At 47.1% G+C, this 18079-nt stretch carries 14 protein-coding genes; 5 read left to right on the forward strand and 9 right to left on the reverse strand.

Annotated elements, in window-relative coordinates; genetic code table 11:
• Positions 1 to 21 precede the first annotated feature (21 nt).
• Positions 22 to 471, reverse strand: a complete 450-nt coding sequence (locus tag GC098_RS01030) for a MarR family winged helix-turn-helix transcriptional regulator (RefSeq protein ID WP_171640151.1) — start codon at positions 469 to 471, stop codon at positions 22 to 24.
• 212 nt (positions 472 to 683) lie between these two features.
• On the opposite strand from GC098_RS01030, the gene GC098_RS01035 reads away from it, so the two are divergent.
• Both GC098_RS01035 and GC098_RS01040 read left to right on the forward strand, forming a co-directional pair.
• On the forward strand, positions 684 to 1799 hold the full coding sequence (locus tag GC098_RS01035; RefSeq protein WP_171640153.1) for a sensor histidine kinase: 1116 nt from the start codon (positions 684 to 686) through the stop codon (positions 1797 to 1799).
• 155 nt (positions 1800 to 1954) lie between these two features.
• Positions 1955 to 3433 (forward strand): S8 family serine peptidase, encoded by a 1479-nt coding sequence (locus GC098_RS01040; protein WP_171640155.1) that lies wholly within the window; start codon positions 1955 to 1957, stop codon positions 3431 to 3433.
• An 83-nt stretch (positions 3434 to 3516) separates the two neighbouring features.
• Here the strand turns inward: GC098_RS01040 and GC098_RS01045 are convergent, their stop codons facing one another.
• Positions 3517 to 4737, reverse strand: coding sequence for an ABC transporter permease (locus tag GC098_RS01045; RefSeq protein ID WP_171640157.1), 1221 nt, complete (start codon positions 4735 to 4737; stop codon positions 3517 to 3519).
• Between the two features lie 14 nt (positions 4738 to 4751).
• Complete coding sequence (locus GC098_RS01050) at positions 4752 to 5465, reverse strand: ABC transporter ATP-binding protein (protein ID WP_171640159.1); 714 nt, start codon at positions 5463 to 5465, stop codon at positions 4752 to 4754.
• Between the two features lie 164 nt (positions 5466 to 5629).
• Between GC098_RS01050 and GC098_RS01055 the strand changes: the two genes are divergently transcribed.
• On the forward strand, positions 5630 to 7771 hold the full coding sequence (locus GC098_RS01055) for an ATP-binding cassette domain-containing protein (RefSeq protein ID WP_171640161.1): 2142 nt from the start codon (positions 5630 to 5632) through the stop codon (positions 7769 to 7771).
• A gap of 128 nt (positions 7772 to 7899) precedes the next feature.
• On the opposite strand, the gene GC098_RS01060 is transcribed toward GC098_RS01055, so the two are convergent.
• Both GC098_RS01060 and GC098_RS01065 read right to left on the reverse strand, forming a co-directional pair.
• The gene (locus GC098_RS01060) at positions 7900 to 8343 is read right to left on the reverse strand and encodes an SET domain-containing protein (RefSeq protein WP_246358354.1); all 444 of its coding nucleotides are present in this window, start codon (positions 8341 to 8343) and stop codon (positions 7900 to 7902) included.
• Between the two features lie 107 nt (positions 8344 to 8450).
• The gene (locus GC098_RS01065; protein ID WP_171640163.1) at positions 8451 to 9434 is read right to left on the reverse strand and encodes a helix-turn-helix transcriptional regulator; all 984 of its coding nucleotides are present in this window, start codon (positions 9432 to 9434) and stop codon (positions 8451 to 8453) included.
• A gap of 185 nt (positions 9435 to 9619) precedes the next feature.
• Between GC098_RS01065 and GC098_RS01070 the strand changes: the two genes are divergently transcribed.
• On the forward strand, positions 9620 to 10060 hold the full coding sequence (locus GC098_RS01070) for an SRPBCC family protein (protein WP_171640165.1): 441 nt from the start codon (positions 9620 to 9622) through the stop codon (positions 10058 to 10060).
• A 5-nt stretch (positions 10061 to 10065) separates the two neighbouring features.
• Positions 10066 to 10497 carry an EVE domain-containing protein gene (locus GC098_RS01075; protein WP_171640167.1) on the forward strand — a complete coding sequence of 144 codons (432 nt, stop codon included), beginning with the start codon at positions 10066 to 10068 and terminating at the stop codon, positions 10495 to 10497.
• 176 nt (positions 10498 to 10673) lie between these two features.
• On the opposite strand, the gene gcvPB is transcribed toward GC098_RS01075, so the two are convergent.
• The 4 genes from gcvPB to ebgA all read right to left on the reverse strand — a co-directional run bounded on the left by gcvPB (position 10674) and on the right by ebgA (position 17843).
• Positions 10674 to 12233: an aminomethyl-transferring glycine dehydrogenase subunit GcvPB gene (gene gcvPB / locus GC098_RS01080; protein WP_171640169.1), complete on the reverse strand. Its 1560-nt coding sequence runs from the start codon at positions 12231 to 12233 to the stop codon at positions 10674 to 10676.
• A 30-nt stretch (positions 12234 to 12263) separates the two neighbouring features.
• The gene (gene gcvPA / locus GC098_RS01085) at positions 12264 to 13664 is read right to left on the reverse strand and encodes an aminomethyl-transferring glycine dehydrogenase subunit GcvPA (RefSeq protein ID WP_281366889.1); all 1401 of its coding nucleotides are present in this window, start codon (positions 13662 to 13664) and stop codon (positions 12264 to 12266) included.
• A 254-nt stretch (positions 13665 to 13918) separates the two neighbouring features.
• Positions 13919 to 14701: an SDR family NAD(P)-dependent oxidoreductase gene (locus tag GC098_RS01090; RefSeq protein WP_171640172.1), complete on the reverse strand. Its 783-nt coding sequence runs from the start codon at positions 14699 to 14701 to the stop codon at positions 13919 to 13921.
• Positions 14694 to 17843, reverse strand: coding sequence for a beta-galactosidase subunit alpha (gene ebgA, locus GC098_RS01095; RefSeq protein ID WP_171640174.1), 3150 nt, complete (start codon positions 17841 to 17843; stop codon positions 14694 to 14696). The genes GC098_RS01090 and ebgA overlap by 8 nt, the downstream gene beginning before the upstream one ends.
• Between the last annotated feature and the right edge of the window lie 236 nt (positions 17844 to 18079).

Consider the following 18079-nt stretch of genomic DNA (forward strand, 5'->3'; position numbering starts at 1 on the left):
ATTTTATCTCATGCGTCCAGCCTACCCCTCCAGCACTCCTTTTCCCAATTTCTTGAGCAGTTCAATCGCCACTTGCTGCTCTTCTTGCGTAACAGCCTTCATTAAAGAATGGATTTTAGCGGCATGTTCGGGAAAGATCCGATTAAACAATTCATTTCCAGCGTCCGTAATTTCAGCATAGATCACCCTACGGTCTTCATTTGAAGGCACGCGTCTTAGAAGATCTTTCTTTTCCAGTTTATCGATATTGTAAGTGATACTGCCGCTTGTAATTAATATTTTCTCTCCAATTTGCTGCAGAGGAATTTTCCCCTTCGCATATAACACTTCGAGAATCATAAATTCTGAAGATGACAAACCGTATTGTTTCGCATCCTTAACAGCTTGTTCGGTGATCGCTTTGTAAGCCTTGGAAAGAACAACAAACAACTTAAGGGAAGTCTCGTGAGCATCATCAAGTTGAATGGGCATTAAAATCACCTCTCAAAAATATCTTTGATTCAAATATCTTTAATTTAAGATAAATATATACCTTGAACCAAGTCATGTCAATATGTATGGGAAAAATACTTAGCACGTTCCTCACCGGTGTGCTTCCCAACTAAAATAAACTCGAAGGAACAGGAACTGTTCCAATTTCGTCGAACCCTAATAAAGAATATCTTCTTTAGGGAGCAAACGAGATGAATGATGAGAAGCACCTGATGATCATAAAAAAATATAAAAATCAGATTATTGCGAAGTGGATTCGTGAGTACATTCATAGTTATCCTGAATATGACAGAAAAGTTCTGAAAAAAAATGCGGATGTCTTCTATAAATTCATGTCAGACCTTCATATTCCCGCGGCAGAGCATTCTATCTTCCTAGCGATCCCTGAGTCCCAAAAAGTGTTTTTGATGAGAAATGTTTCTATTAGCCATGTTGTGCACAGCAGTCAACTTTGGATTGACGCCATTTTATGGTTCATTCAAGAAAACCCTAAAGGTAAGACGATTCCTATGAGCTTGACTAGGAAAATCATTGCTCGGGTCAGCTTATATGAAAGACATTTTCTCCATCAATACAATACCATTACGAAAGAGCTGCTGTCGGGGCAAGAAAAGACGATCACGGAGCTGCATGAAGCCCGCCTGACGATTATCGGGAAGATGGCGGCAAGCATGGCGCATGAAATCAGAAATCCACTGACAGCCATACTTGGTTTTTTAAAAATCTTGCGCAAGCAAATATCGATTCAAAATTACCAAAAAATCAACTCCTATCTGGATACGATTGAAAGTGAACTTCTGAGCATTCAAATGCAGATCGCAGGATTCCTCAGTTTCTCAAAAAAGGATGCCATCGAGGAAAGATTTGACGAGGTGTCTTCTACATCTATCATCGACAACGTCCTAGCATTGATTTCGCCTAGATTGGTAAACGATAATATTGAGTTAATTTTTCAGCAAGGGGAAGACATTAAGCTCGAGGTTCAAAAAATTGCCATTCAACAGGTTCTTTCAAATATTCTGAATAATAGCTTAGACGCTTTGTCTGAAAAGGAAGGCGAGAAAAGTTTAATGATCGCTTCCATGCTGGAAGAAGATGAATTCTTAATTATCATTTCCAACAACGGACCTGAAATACCCCCTGAGATAAAAGACTCCCTATTCATTCCTTTTGTGACAAACAAAAAAGATGGTACCGGTCTTGGACTAGCCATATGTAAGCAAATTATGACCAAAAATAATGGAGACGTCACGTTTGACTCGAGTCCGAATGAAACGTCATTTCGCTTAAGTTTCAAACAAAGGTGAGATCGACTTTTGCTAATATAGATTAAATTGACCATTCGTCAAAAAAAGAATGGAATCGACATCACATTTGGTTCGACCAACCCATGTTATTCATGTCTTCTTTCACTTACAATTTATTAGAACGGCAATTTCTCTTAAATTGAAGGAGGGCTACTATGAAGCGTAAGTGGACAACCCTGGTCGTATCCAGCATCTTGGCTGTCTCAACAGTAATGGGCGGAGGCATATCTGCAATGGCTGCATCGAAGAGCAGCACAGGTGGAACTACTGTTCCAGCCAAAACATATGTAATTGCATTCTCGAACCAGCTTCCGATTGGTTATGCAGCAATGATTCAAGCGGCAGGCGGGGAAGTTGTTCGGGCTATTCCTGAGATTGGAGGATTGGAGGTACGTTCGACCAGCACCGAATTTATGACCAAGCTGCAGGCATTCAAAGATATTGCTGCTGCCAACGTTCAGATGGTACATAAGCTAAGCGATGGTACCGTAGATCCCTCCGCAGCTGACGGTCAACCAGTTACAGATATTCCCCAGCCGGAAGCAACGAGCAGCTACTGGGATTATCAGTGGGACATTAAGAAAGTGACGAATGACGGAGCTTCGTTTGCGATTGAAACCGGCGGCACAGGCGGCACACATAAGGCCGTTGTTGGCGTTATCGATAGCGGTATTGATGCCAATCATCCCGACTTAAAAGCTAATTTCCTCGGAGGCATGAACTTTGTACCCGCAGGAACAGATACAAGTGAAACCGGTGATCCTAACGATCTACTGGACCGCGAAGGACACGGAACGCATGTGGCTGGATCGATTGCCGGGAACGGCAAAGTAAGAGGGGTCGGCCCAAATCTTGGCATTCGCTCCTACCGCGTATTCCCCGGCGGACAAGGTGCGCCTACGGCCTGGATTGTAGCTGCTATCATTCAGGCAGCGAACGATAAGGTTGACGTCATTAACATGTCGATCGGCGGATTTGACTCCCAAAAGTATTATGTAGATGGAACCAAATATTCGGATGTTGCTGACATTTTGCTTTGGAAACGTGCCATTCAATATGCTGTGAACCATAATGTAACGGTGGTAACGGCAGCTGGTAATGAAGGCCTCAACCTACGCGATAACAAAGCGATGACCGATTATCTAAACGCTACCTACGGTTCCCCTGGCGTCGTATTTAAAGGGAAAACAACAGAAACACCTGGCCAAATCAATGGTGTCATCAATGTTTCATCCTCGAACAAGTGGTCGACGAATAGTATCGCATTTTACTCCAATTATGGGTTAAATCAAATCGATGTAGCAGCACCAGGCGGCGACAATGGGCCCGTATATGCTGCAACTCTGGATTTGAACCAACGGGATTTCCACTATCGCGCGCTAAGCACATGGCCTACTTATTTGCCTTCGTACTTCACTTCTAACCTGCATAGCTACGCGCTGCTTCACGGTACATCCATGGCAGCTCCGAAAGTGGCTGGTATTGCAGGCGTCATTAAAGCGGCTCATCCGGAGCTGAAGCCTGCCCAAGTAGCTGCGTTAATTGAAAAAACAGCAAACGATTACGGCCAAACCGGCAATGATGCTTTATACGGCGCAGGTGAAGCGAATGTTTTCAATGCGCTAGTCAAATAAGTTCATGATCAAACAAGCCCAGTGCCAAAAACGGCACTGGGCTTGTTTGATCTCATTCATACCTTAAAGTATAATTCGCCTACTCAATACCAACTTGTAAATACAGAAGAAGTCCCATAAGCTAACGGGATTGCTGCACCGACCATCAGTACAGGTCCCCACCAGGTGAAGAAAGAGATCCCCATACATAGGCTGATTAAGATCAGCGCTGGCATCACAAGGATAGGAATTGCAGATTGGAGAGCTTGATGTTTAGCTGTGTCCTGTATAGGAAAAAGAGTCAGAAACGGAGCTGTTAATTCATCTTTACAGAATGATTTTCTCCAAAATACCAAAAGGCATGCAGCAATGATCCAGATCGTAATTTTAAGGGCACCCGGCAAAATGAACATAGCTCCACCGATCACAGCGACGAACTGTATCGTTTGCTTCCACTGTGTACCATTTCTAAAAAAGGACTTCGTTAATAAATCAGCGATTCCGTTGCTCGCACCTTTCCCCTTGAACAAGCGCTGCGATCTCCCGAATAATAGGGGATACTTCCGTGTCGGTTTCCTTTTCCGCTCGATAACACGAATTAACATCAGAGAGACAATACGCATCCGTGCATCTCTTTCTCTGACGATATCAGCGAAGAAAGCCCCTTTCTCTTGCAGCCGTATTCTGCTTAAGAAAACAACCAACACTAGTAAAAGAAGAATAGCCGTCCAACTATAGTAAGAGTTATGACTAACCTCCGTAACTAACACTTGATACAAGAAGAATAGACCTCCAAAAACCACAATCCGCAACAACCATAGCACAATGCCATATAAACGAAGTGCAAGCAATTGGCGAAGCAAGCCTAAGTTAAGTTTCAGCAAATAGGTAAGCAGCCATAAAGAAATAACTTGTAACACGCTATAGGAATACGTTTGAACTAATAAAGGAAGAAATACGAGCATCAATATTAACGTCGTGATTCCCTGCAATACAAGAGAGTATCTATATCCTAGCAGCATGAGATGTCGAAACCACTTCTGGTTCTGACGGAGGAAAAGTTGGTCCCCTTCCTCAACAAAGTATCGAATAGTTCCAAGCCAAGAGAATACATAGAAGACCATGGTAACTATAAACATCGATATCCAACTAAACCAAGATGGCTGAGTCGCCCACCAGGAGTAATATTGATAGCCAGCCACAATCATCAGTGGAATGACAAAATAAATCGCAATGACCCAATCCACAGCCATTCGCAAAGCCCGATACTGGAAATGCCAATCCGAACGTACTCTTCGTGTGAAAACCTGAAAGCTGCTCTTCAACCCAATGTCCCCCTTCATAGTAACGAATGGAAGCAGTCGAACAATGGCGCATCAGGCATGCCGCATTGCTGCCTAATATCCTGCAGTGTTCCATTTGCTACCAATCTGCCACCTGAAAGAAGTACAAACGAACTGCAAATTCGTTCAGCTGTATCTAACACATGAGTACTCATCAAAATACCTGCACCGCGTTTGCGTTCCTCATCCAACATCCCTAAGAAATCTTTAATCGCTTTTGGGTCCAATCCAATGAAAGGCTCGTCTACAATATACACATCTGGTTTATTCAAAAAGCCGAGGATTAGCATAATTTTCTGCTGCATCCCTTTGGAAAATTTCCCGGGCAGTTGATGCTTTTCATCCAACAGTCGGAACCGATGCAAGAGATCATCAGCACGCTCTAGGAAAACCGTTCGATCCAGATCGTAGACAGAAGCTGCAAATTCCATATGCTCCCACAACGTCAACTCATCATACAGAATCGGATGCTCCGGAATGTAACCATAGCTTTTTCGTTCACCCATAAAGGAGATTTTACCCTTAAAATCCTTCAATAAACCAAGGATGCTCTTAATTGTCGTGCTCTTCCCAGCTCCATTTGGGCCTAATAGACCCACCAGTTCACCTTGTCGAACATCAAAGTGAACATTTTTAACAATATCTGGAACCTCATCATAACCAGCCTGATCGATATGTACTTCTAATACAGCTAATCGTTCTTCTGACATTCTCGGTCACGATCCCTTCTACCCCCATCATATATCACGGATCTACACATTTCCAATATCATATATTGGATTGATTTACGGAATATGAATGTCGGGGCTATACACCAAATCCAAACCTGATGTTAAAATAAAGGAAATGGTTCTTTAGTCCTGGGAGGTTATTCATGTTTTCCTTTGTCCGTCTGCTCTGTTCCTCTTTCCTTCAGTACAAACTGCAGACTGCGCTTCTGCTTGCCGCTCTCCTTGTAGAGCTGACCTTCGAAACGTTCATGCCTCTCAGTTACAAATTCATTATTGATTTGGCCATCGTTCCGCAGCAGTATAACCTGCTTCTACTTATTCTTTCATTGATGGTTTCAGGCGCTCTAGCATCCGTCGTGGTGGGTATGTACCGCGATCGCATGTTCGCAGGTCTCGGCTCCCGCATCGTGACGAATTACTATAAGCAGCTCTTTGAGAAGCTGCAGAGCCTTTCTACCGACTTCTTCCATCGAATGGGCGGTGGCGACATCGTTTCTAGGTTCAATAATGATCTCATTTCCATTGATACGTTTATTAAGCTGATCCCCTACGCGCTTTTATCTATACTAGGGCTTATTTTGAACGTAGCGGTGCTATTCGTCCTGCAATGGCAGCTTGCGCTGCTTGCGGTGATTGGATTACCGCTTTGTCTAATTGGCCCGAAATTATTCGGTCAGAAGGCTTATGATGCCAGTTATCAGTTAAAAGAAGAGCAGGCCAGCATCGCTACAGCCGTACAGGAAAATGTGAGTGCTCAACCGGTCATTAAAGCGTTCGGACTTCAGCCGTTAATGATTGGACGCTTTGCTGACCGTATGTTGCAATACGGGAAGTTATCCACCCGATCCAGCTTTTTAAATTTCCTGATCGACCGTACGACCAATTTGGGCACGATGATTTTGAACTTGATGACGATTTGCGTGGGATCGATGCTAGCTTACTACGGCATCCTCTCTATCGGTTCGCTGCTCGCCTTCAGCGCGATTCTACTGAGCCTGAGCTACTTGGTTGCGGCTATAACCTGGCTTGCACCTCAATTTATTGAAGCGACATCCGGTATGCAGCGGGTCCGTGAGCTGCTCGATGAGCAGCCGAGCGTTCCCAGCAACGAACAAGCCGATCATCTGCCGCATTTTGAACGCGACATTGAATTTCGCAACGTCACGTTCGCTTATAGCCCGGAGCAGCGCAGTTTGAACAGTATCAGCCTTACGATTCCCAAAGGCACCTTTGCTGCATTTGTTGGAGCCAGCGGCTCCGGTAAAAGCACGATTATTAACTTGCTGATGCGCTTCTATGATCCGCAAATGGGCTCTGTGCGCTACGATGGAACCGACATCCGTCAAATTGCGCTGCAATCGCTCCGTTCTCAAATCGGGATCGTGTTTCAGGAAAGTTTCCTCTTCCGATCCTCCATTCGTGAAAATATTCGTCTTGGTAAGCCCGAAGCTAGTGACGAGGAAGTGATGGAGGCAGCACGCTTAGCCGAAATCCACGATTTCATCATGAGCCTTCCAGATGGGTACGATACGGATGTCGGCGAGCGGGGTGGACGTCTATCCGGCGGTCAGCGGCAGCGCGTCGCTATCGCCCGTGCTATCATTCGTAACCCAGCCATTCTTATCCTGGATGAAGCGACCTCGGCACTTGACCCGTCCACAGAGGCAGCGATCAACAAGACGTTACAACAAATAACGGCCACTAGAACGGTCATATCCGTGACCCACCGTCTAGCGTCAGCCGAGCATGCCGATTGTATCTATGTGCTGAATCAAGGCGAAGTTGCCGAGCAAGGCAGTCACCACGAATTACTCAATCCGCCGGAAGGACGGTATAAGCAATCGTGGACGAAGCAGACTGGTTTTGACATTAGCGAGGACGGCTATCACGTGGAGGTTAGTTCGGGGCGGCTGAAGCTGTTTCCGATTTTTTCAGAAATGGATGAATCGTTATTACGAGATATATCCCACTTTTTCGTTACGGAATCCTATGCCAAAGAGCGGACGATCATCCACGAGGGGGATCTGGGGGATAAGTTTTACATTATTGTAAGGGGTAAGGTCGAAGTGTTGAAAAAGAACAGCACCGGAACCAATGATCGGCTTGCCGTGCTGTCCGACGGCGATTTCTTTGGGGAAGTGGCGTTACTTCGCAACATTCCCCGAACTGCTACAATTTACACACTTTCACCAGTCGTCTTTATCACGCTGCAGCGTGAATTTTTCCAAGACTTAATGAAGCGTGCTCCTCATTTGACAACATTCTTGGAATCACGGTCAAAATGAATGGCTCGAATGGAATCCACCAATCGCTGCTCTTTAGCAGCGATTTCTACTTTATCTTGAAATTCCGGCCGAATGAGATGCGCCAGTGGCTGTACGACCTCATAATAGTGCTGGAAAGCGTCTAACGCCTAAGCGTCCCATACATCAGCGTATTGCTGCAAATCGCCGGGCATCACTCGCGTTCGGTCGGTCCCTTCCTCCGGGAAGCATTCAAAGGGTTCATCCACATTCAGCGAGCCGTAATCGTCGGTTAACTGCTCCCCAGGATGAATGTCACGAACCGCAATTTCAATCTCGTATGCCGTCCCAATACAGTTGGCATGGAAGCTGCGGTTCACATAGCGACCATTATCCCAACAAAGAATGTACTTCCCATCCTGATTGCGGTAGGAGTACTTTAGAACTAGCTTCTTCCTATCTTCCTCGAGCGCCTGAACCGCTTCCGGCTCCAGAATTTGATCCAAATCATCGAGCGCCCAAGTAATCGTCCCTTTGGGAATGAGCCTGGTAGCGAAAACCCCGAAACCGATCTTGTCATCAATGTATCGCAGTTCCGTATGCGGATGCATCATGTTTGTACACTACTTGTCGAAAATGGGCGGTATTTGTCTTTTTATATTATATTATCGATTAACTCGTCAATTCCTTCTTTTCCCAAGGAATTCATGATTCAAAACTCTCAAGAAGGTTCCGGTTCCCGATATGCATCGACAAGGAATGCTGCGTGATCTTTGATGCTCTGGCGCAACGATTGTGGCTGTAACACGCGTGCGTACCGCCCCCAACTTAGTACCCATTGCAGAATATCTTGTTCATTTCGACAATGCAGCGTCGCAAGGACGTCGTCCTCTCGTTCTTCCAAATTTGTTAAATAGAAAGAGGGATTTTCTCGAACCCAAGGAAGTGCCTCTTTCGCGAACGATACGGTCACTTCTACTAGAAAGTTTTGTTCTGGCTCATACTCGCTCATCCGAAATTCGGAGGGACGCTCAAAGGTGCTTGTCAACAGAGTAACAGACTCCATACGTTCCAAACGAAATTGACGAAGTTCATTGCGCATGGTGCAATGACCCACGAAGTACCAGATTCCTCTCAGATGAACGAGTCCGTAAGGATGAGCGTTTCGTGCACACGAGGGTTCCTCGGATGCGTAAGGGGAAGATCGGCGGCTTCTATATGTAAAAGAGAGCTCACGTTGTTCCAAAACGGCTCTGCGTACAAGCCCTAATATTTCTTGATCGGATTCCGTGATGTTCGGGGCATGAAAAGCTTCGTCCAAGTTCAGAAGATGAATACTGTCACGAAGCTGTTGAACCTGTATCCGTTGCTTTTCAGGCATAATTGCCTCTATTTTCTCTTGTGCTGCATGCGCAACTTCAGCATATGTGCTGTCAAAAGTATTGGCTACATAGTCGCTCCCGAGTAACAGCATAGACGCCTCCAGAGCTGTAAATTGAATCGGTGGTAGAAAGAACCCTTCCATGAGCTCATACCCAATACCTGGTGTAGAGCGGAGTGGTATGCCTGATATCGAGAGGGCCTCCATATCACGGTACACCGTACGGACGCTCATTTCGAAGCGGCTTGCCAAATCTTCGGCACGCACTACCCCTTTTCTCTGTAGTTCCAGAAGAATTGCAAGCATACGATCAGAACGTTTCATGAAAAAAGCCTCCGTCTTGCTCCTGACAATACGTTGTCAAGAGCAGGTTGTTATAATGAACATATTCTCACTTCAAGTAGGAGAATCCTACATCAGAAAAGGAGAAATATCTCAAGACTATCAAAATTGGTACCGTTGGCTCGAGAATTTACAGCTGAATAACCATAAAAAGAGGAGCAATTAAAATGTGGAAATTTGAACACAGCGTTACAACCGAGGCGAAGGCGGAAACCATTTGGGGTCTTTACAGCAACATCGACACATGGAAAGAATGGGATGGATTTGTTCACGTTGAACTATTTGGTGATTTTAAAGAAGGAACAAAAGGAACATTACAACCGAAAGGGCGGGATGCGCTGGCTTACATGATCGTGGAAGTAAAGCCTTTGCGGTCTTTTTCAGACATAACGCATATGCCTGCAGCTGGTATCAGTATTAGTATTAGTTTCTCACATGACATCGATTCGAAAGAAAACGGTACGAGGGTAACTCATACGATGACCATTACCGGTCCAAATGCTGAAACTTTAGGGCCACAAATCGGAGGAGAAATTTCACAACGTATCCCTCATACGGCCCAATCACTTGTCCAGTTGGCCAGAAAAATTGAACTCGAGGCTGTGTGATTGATATGGAAAATAATAATCTTCGTTATTGGATCGGAGTCGTTTCTAAATCGCACGTCATAAGAGGAGTAGAAGGCGGCTTCGCACAATTGTGTCACGGAAAAGCCGCTCCCTTAAAGCGAATGAGACAGGGAGATTGGCTAATCTATTACTCCCCAAAAACGGATTTAAACGGCGGTGAACCTTTACAAGCATTTACAGCAATTGGACAAGTGAGAGATGACGAAGTGTACGAGTATCCTATGAGTGAATCCTTCATTCCATTTCGACGCAACATAGATTATTATGATTGTTCTGAGGCTCCCGTCCATTCCCTCTTGGACAGAATGAGTTTCACCAAGGGAAACCGAAATTGGGGATATCGCTTTCGCATGGGACACTTTGAAATTGATCTAACGGATTTCACAGTTATTTCAGAAGCTATGAGAAAGCAATGAGTTTTCTACAATTGAATTCACAAATGAATAAAGTGGGATCCCTTATTACAATATTGGATTCCACTTTTTGTGTTTTGAGTTTGTCCCTCATTCTTGCAAACAGAAAAGACCCCTCACGGAGCCTCTCTGTTCAATAATAATTATTTAGGATAGCAAGATGAAAACGATAGAGCGATTTATACCGGTTGAGTCTTTTTCAAATATGCACGCCAAGTAATGCACCATTGCTTCGGATCATCTAAGGATGATTCATCGTTCCGGTGAACGGTGCTGTTATGCGGAGCTGACCGCACAATTTCCGGCTGTGTATAGGCTTCATTCGAGATATGCTCCAGCGCATGGATGTATTCGTCCAGATCCTCTTTGGAATACGACTCTGTCGGCTCCAAAGTAAATGGCTGCTTCACGATATATGGATGATGAGACGTCCAGTAATGCAGGCCGAAATCACACATGCGGCGAGTAATATCCTCTGTCGTGACACCTGTTTCATCCGTAAGCTGCTTCCAGCTGTAGCGAACCTGCTCGAGGCGGCGTCCTTTGATATAAGGTGCGCTCGCACCGCGGATTTGCAGGATTTTATGATAGAGATAATTGTTGTTCAAAACCGCAATTTGGGCGACATCCTTCAGTCCGTCTGGACCGAGGCTCATAATCCAAGCGTAGGAACGCAGTACAGTCTGTGCAACCCCGTGGAAGCTGCGAACTTTACCAATGCTGTCTGCCGTCTGATTCTTCAAAACATAACGGCTTCCGTCGTAATCTACAAGCGGTCCAGGTAAGAAACGTTTCAATTCCTCGCTTACTCCAAGAGCACCTGTAGCCGGACCGCCGCACATATGAGGAGCCGCAAACGTCTTATGCAGATTGAAGAAGCACATGTCGAAGCCCGCTTCCTTCGCTCTAGTGATGCCAAGCAAGCCGTTTGCGTTGGCTTGATCGTAGAAGCAGACTCCGCCCGCTTCGTGAACAATATCAGTAAACTCGCGGATTCGGTGGTTATAGATGCCAGTGTCCTCCGGATTCGCAACGACAAAACCAGCTGTTCGCTCGGAGATTACACTCTTCAGCTTCTCTAGGTCCGGGAAGCCGTCTTCGTCCGGGTGTAGTGTAATGATTTTGTAGCCCTTGACCGCAGCCGTCGCAGCTTGGGAGGGGTGGGAGAAAATCGTCGTAATGATCTCATCTCGCTGATCTCCCTCACCTCGCGAATCATGATAAGCACGAACGATGGATGCCATTGCAAGCAAGGCCTGCGTGCCGCTGCTCGGTTGGAAAGAGAAGGCATCCATCCCGCTGATCTCACGCATGGCAAGGTCTAGCTTATAGAAAATCTCCAGCATGCCCTGAACGGAATCTGCGTCCTGCAAGGGATGAAGCTCCATCATATGGGGCGTACGGATAAGCATTTCGTTGATGCGCGGAATATACTTCATCGTACAGGTGCCTTGTCCGATCTCAACATTCATATCGGAGCCAAGAGTCTCCTGGGACAGGCGCAAATAATGCCGAAGTACTTTGGCTTGACCGATCTCGGGTAAAGCCGGCGCTGATCTTCGCTTCATAGAAGAAGGGATACGTCCAATGCCGTCTCCCACCTCAGCTGCAATGCCAGCCTCCGTTCCTGGAGGAATAACACCTCGCTCACCCTGACGGTGAAGCTCAAATATGACTGGCTCATCCCATTTGGCTTGATGAAAATTACGGACTTTATGGTCTCTACGAATTCGTTTCATGGCGTTCCGTCCTTTCTTTATATAAGTCGATCACGGTTTGCGAACGATGGTTTGAATGGTGTCTGCTAGACGATCTAGATCAGCCTGCGAATGAATTTCAGTTACGCAGTAGAGGGAACATTGTCCCCATGTCGGGAAAGAAGTCGATAAATCTTTGCCTCCGAATATTCCCGCTTCTGACAGGCGCGCATTAATTTCAGCGACGGTTAGGCCTGTATCGTTGAAATCAACAACAAACTCCTTGAAGAAAGCTGTTTCTGCGAACCGAAGGGAAATGCCTGGAATAGCGGAGATTTTCTTGGCCGCGTATTGCGACTTCTGCATGATGGTCTCGCCGACCTCCTGCATACCGGTTGGTCCTAGCAAGGACAGGTAGACACCTGCGGTTATGCCCCATAATGCCGTCTGGGTACCAACGGACTCCTTCCCTTTCTCACGAAGCGCGAAGGATGTGCGCTCATAAGCTACATCGCCGAAGCCATATTCGCCTTCAACCTCCGTCGGCACGATGCCGAAAAGCCGGGAAGGATATTCCATGACATATTGCTCTTCATCGCGCGTCGCGATAAATCCGGCCTGCCCGCCGCCGTAGTTCATATGCATCCCCAGCGGTTGCAAATCTCCACAGACGATATCTGCGCCATATTGGCTCGGAGGCTGAAGAACGCCAAGTGAAATCGGGTCCACGCCAACGATGGAGATGGCATTCACGGAATGAGCAAGCTCCGAAATTTCGTGTCCTTGGTCTTCGATGATGCCAAGATAACCCGGATTCTCGAAGTATACCGCAGCAATCTCGCTGGATAGCTTGCTTCTCAAATCTTTCAAGTCCATTTTGCCGGTTGCCTCGTCGATTTCAACAAAACGCAGCTCCATTACGGGTGTGCAGTAGTTGTTGATAATCATGACTTTGTCGGGATCGACTGACTTGGGAAGCAGTGCAACACTGCGGCCCGTCATGCGGCCCGCCATCCGAATCGCTGTTGAAGCCGCTTGTGCCCAGTCGAAGGTAGGGACATTAACGACGTCCATATCAACTAACTCAGCCATTAGACTTTGATACTCGAACAGGGTTTGGAATCGTCCGTGATCTTCATAGGGTTCACCGGCATAAGCCGTAACGAACTCAGAACGCTGATTGATTTCGTCGCAGACAGCCGGAATAAAATGCTGCCAGCAGCCCGCTCCGAGGAAATTCAGATAAGCGGCACCGTGCTTGTTCTTGGCAAGCAGACCATCAATATGACGGCGCAGCTCATATTCCGTCATTGCCGGCGGGAGGTTCATCTCCCGATTCAGCTTCAAGCTGTCTGGAATGGCGTCATGAAGCTGATCCATCGAGGTCAGGCCGATTTCCTTCAGCATCGCATCACGAACCTCAGGCACGGTATTCGGTATATAAGGATGGGCATAAGTTCTGTTATTAGGCAAAGGTAACGCCTCCATTCATCGTTGTATACTTATAGAGGTAGTTTAAAAAGTCCACTCTCATAACGCAGTAATTCAGGAAGTGAATCGACATCGAATCTTGAACGAATCCAGGAAGTCCGGTACTCACGTAGCAAAGCTACGCTCCGTTCCTCCTCCTCCGGATTTCGTCCAACCTTCTCGGTTCTGAAAGCGGACTTTTTAAACACGAACTCAATGATTCTTAACTACCAAGCGGAGCTGGATGCGAATTGCCTTTAGGCAATTCCCCCGCCATCTACAACAAGCACGCTTCCCGTTACCCAAGAAGACATGTCACTCGCTAGAAACAGGACTGCATTAGCGATATCTCGCGGTGTTCCAAGCCTCTCCAGCGGGCGGCCGCCAGCCGAGGCGATTAAGAATTCAGCCTCGTTTCGCTGAAGCTGCTTCGCTTCATCTCGCAGCAGCGGCGTGTCCGTATCGCCTGGCGATACGCAGTTCACGCGAATGTTGGCGACGCCGTGATCGATAGCCATAGCACGCGTTAAATTCACAACGCCAGCTTTGGCAGCGCAGTAGGCAGCAGCGCGGTCTCCGCCTTTTAGGCCCCAACCAGAGCCTGAGTTAATGATGCTGCCTCCGCCCTCTCGCTCCATGATCGGAATGATATATTTGGACAGTAGATAAACGCCCTTCAAGGAAACATCTATAACTAAGTCCCAATCACGTTCTTCCAGCTCAACGACTGTTTTACGACGAATAATTCCCGCATTGTTGAACAAAATATCAATTCGTCCGTGTGCAGCATCAATTTCTGCTGCAACACGCTGGCAATCAGCAGAGGAAGACACATCACAGCGATAGAAACTTGCTTGGCCTCCCTGCTGTTTAATTCCAGCCACTGCTTGTTCACCCTGCGCTTCGTTAATATCTAGAAGGACGGAATAAGCTCCAAAGCTGGCAAGCAGTTCAGCCGTCGCAAGGCCAATCCCTGAGGCTCCGCCGGTCACAACTGCTATTTTTCCCGTTAAGTTCAATACGTCTTGTGCGTTAAGCATGGTTTTTACCCTCCTGTTGTAGATGTTTCACTTTCGCTTCTAGTCTCATTTGATGGCTCAACCGCTCTGGTGAGGCATCTTCGGATAGAAATGGCTTAAGCAGCATCTGGAAACGGAATGCTTCTGATGTGACAGTGTTTTCCGGGGATTGAGCCGGTCCACAACTGTTGCTGCCCAGACCATTCTGCCTGTAATCCAAGTTGAGTGTAATGAAATCCCGCGGAACAAGATCACTCGCATGTTTGGCTGCTTCTAAGTCAGCATCGGTATAGCGTCGTGCACTGAATTCAAGTGTTGGTGCTCCTACCGCGAGTAGGCCGATTCCGGCGCCGTCTGTAATGGATACCCACCTTACATCTGTGCGGTTGCCATTTTCCTGCGGATAAATATATGGCGTGAATAGTTCATCTACAGACTTCCGATACACACCGAACCGTCCTGCTTCCTTGCTGTCAGAGTAGTTCTCCCCCGGACCACGGCCGTACCATTTAACAGCATCCATTTCACCAGGTATCTCCATTTGGAGACCAATCTTCGGAAGCATAGCAGGCGGCTTGCCTTCTGGAACGCCATGCACGTCAATAACGATAAGACCTGAGCCTGTTATGGTGTAAGTCGTTTCACATCGGAAGCCCCAGTCGAATACTGGAGGTGCAATGCGAGACGTCCAATTTATCCGAATCGTTCCTTCATCCAGCCGCTCCCAGCGACAATCATCAATTCGTTCGCTGAGCCTATTGAGATGCGCCTTGTACCAGTCAGGCAGGACATACATATCGTTATCAATCGGCGCACGCCAAAAGTTAAGTCGCGGCCCTGTATTCACTAGCTCTTGGCCATTCATTCGCAGCGAGATGATTCCTGCCCGCCGGGTGTCGAATGCGATTCGGAAAGAATCGTTTGCGAGGACGAGCCGACGCCCTTCCTCTGCGCAGGATAAGCTCCGCATAGGCAAACTAGCTGCTTCAGGAGCGGACGAATCATCTACGTTCCCAACTGCTTCTAGAGCGAACTGTGCCCAAGCTACCTCATGTCCTTGCTCACCCCAGATACAATCTGCCGCAAGCGTGAAGCCAACATTCAACCAGCGCTCAGCACCCTGATCCAATAAGGTTAGCTGCAGATCAGCTCTTATAGGAACATACAGCTCTGCACTTTCGCCAGGGCCAATTCGCGGCAGAACAAGCACACCGCTTTGGACGGTCCGCCCCTCTACCGTCACGCTCCAATCTGCATAGAGGTGATCGAGCGTCACAAAATCATAGCGATTCATGATGCGTATGCGATCATCTTTTATATACTCAACCCTGACAGGCTCGATAATTTTCTTGTATTCAATAAGACCTGGGGAAGGTGTCCGATCCGGTCGAACAAGACCATCAATGACAAAATTGCTGTTGTTCGGCACATCGCCGTAGTCTCCGCCGTATGCGTAGTCGTTTTTCCCATCCGCCGTCTTCCTGCTGATGCCGTGGTCGATCCATTCCCAGACGAAGCCGCCCTGCAGCCTTCTGTATGCATCGAAAGCATCAAAATACGGCCTGAGTCCGCCTGGACCATTCCCCATGGCATGAGCGAATTCGCATAGGATATGAGGTTTCGGATGATCAACCAGCTGACCGAAGCCTACCATCTTCTCTACGGAGGAGTACATGGTGCTCACAATATCGCACACTTCCGCTTCGCGGTCTTCTTCATAATGAATGAGTCGGGTTGGATCTGCTTGTTTGCACCACGCCGACATCGCTCGGAAGTTGCAGCCGAAGCCGGACTCATTGCCCAGTGACCAGAACAGGACGGAAGGATGATTCTTATCGCGCTCCACCATGCGGCGTACGCGGTCGACATACGCTTCCTGCCAAGCAGGATCATCGCATAGCCGTGAAATATTGCCCAGAGGCTCGAAGCCGTGAGTTTCCAAATCCGTTTCTTCCATGACATATAAACCATATTCGTCGCAAATATCGTAGAACCGCGGATCATTCGGATAATGAGCGGTTCTGACCGCATTAATGTTATGCTGCTTCATCATCTTCACATCTTGAATCATGGTCGACAGCGTCACTGTGCGTCCCGTATCCGGATGGTGATCATGACGGTTTACACCTTTCAGCATGATCGCCTTGCTGTTCACCAAAAACTGGCCGTCCTTCACTTCGATCTTGCGGAAGCCAACTCGCTGAGCAACCGTCTCCACCACTTTATCGTTCTGATCCACTACACCTATCGTCAAATGATATAGAGTAGGAGCTTCAGCACTCCAAAGCGCAGGTTTCGTGACTGGCATTGAAAATTCCAGAAACGTCTGATCAGCAGCGGCGACTGTGATCTGTTCTTCAGCTGAAATAACGAATGAACCTTCATTATCCAGCAGCTGCAGTTGGAGTTTTCCTTGCAGCGCATTTCCATGCAGTTCAACTTGAACTGATAAAGTTGCATCGCTGTAGTTAGCGTCCAGTTCGGTAACAATTCGATAGTCCACGATCCGTATGGAGGACGGCTCCGAAATCAGATACACATCCCGGAAAATACCGCTCATATACCACATGTCCTGGTCTTCCAGATAGCTGCCGTCTGACCATTGATAGACGCGCACTGCCATACGATTGATTCCCTGCTTTGCATATGGTGTCAGATCAAATTCTGACGTCAATCGGCTTCCTTGGCTGTAACCAACGAATGTCCCATTGACCCATACATGGAATGCACTATCCACGCCATCGAATTTCACGGCCAGTTTTCTGCCGTCCCAATGCTGTGGAAGCTCAAACTCTCGTACATAGCTGCCTGTTGGATTATCGTTAGGCACATGCGGAGGATCTACCGGGAACGGATAATATAAGTCCGTATAATGCGGATTGCCATATCCTTTCAGCTGCCAGTGGCTCGGAACTTGGATCTCACCCCAGCCAGACAAGTCATAATTCTCTTTGTAAAAATCATCCGGCGCCCATTCAGGCCCCTTCGCGTAATGAAACTTCCAACTGCCATTCAATGATTTGAACCAAGGGGAGCTCCCTCGGTCATAGCTCAAAGCTCCGGCTTGATCGGAATGTGGGATGAAATATGCCCGGCTCTTCGCGCGATTGCGCTCTAACACCGCAAGATTATCCCAATCACGTGCCGCTTTCTCGTTACGCATGGCTGCTTCTCCTCTCGAATCTCTCTCTATATGTCTCTATGGATCTACAATCGGGATCAATCGTCATAATGATGTTGTAGAAAGTGCAACAATTGCTACCTAAATCTCGCCTTTTTCCATTAGTTGTTGCATAATGTCAGCACTTTGGTCCTATAAAGGCCATTTCGCAACAACTGGGCTAAAAATGTTGTACAAACTGCAACTTCAAGTTGCAAAATAGCCTTTAGGCGTGCAAA

This window comes from Paenibacillus phytorum, assembly GCF_013141715.1.
GTDB classification, from domain to species: Bacteria; Bacillota; Bacilli; order Paenibacillales; family NBRC-103111; genus Paenibacillus_E; species Paenibacillus_E phytorum.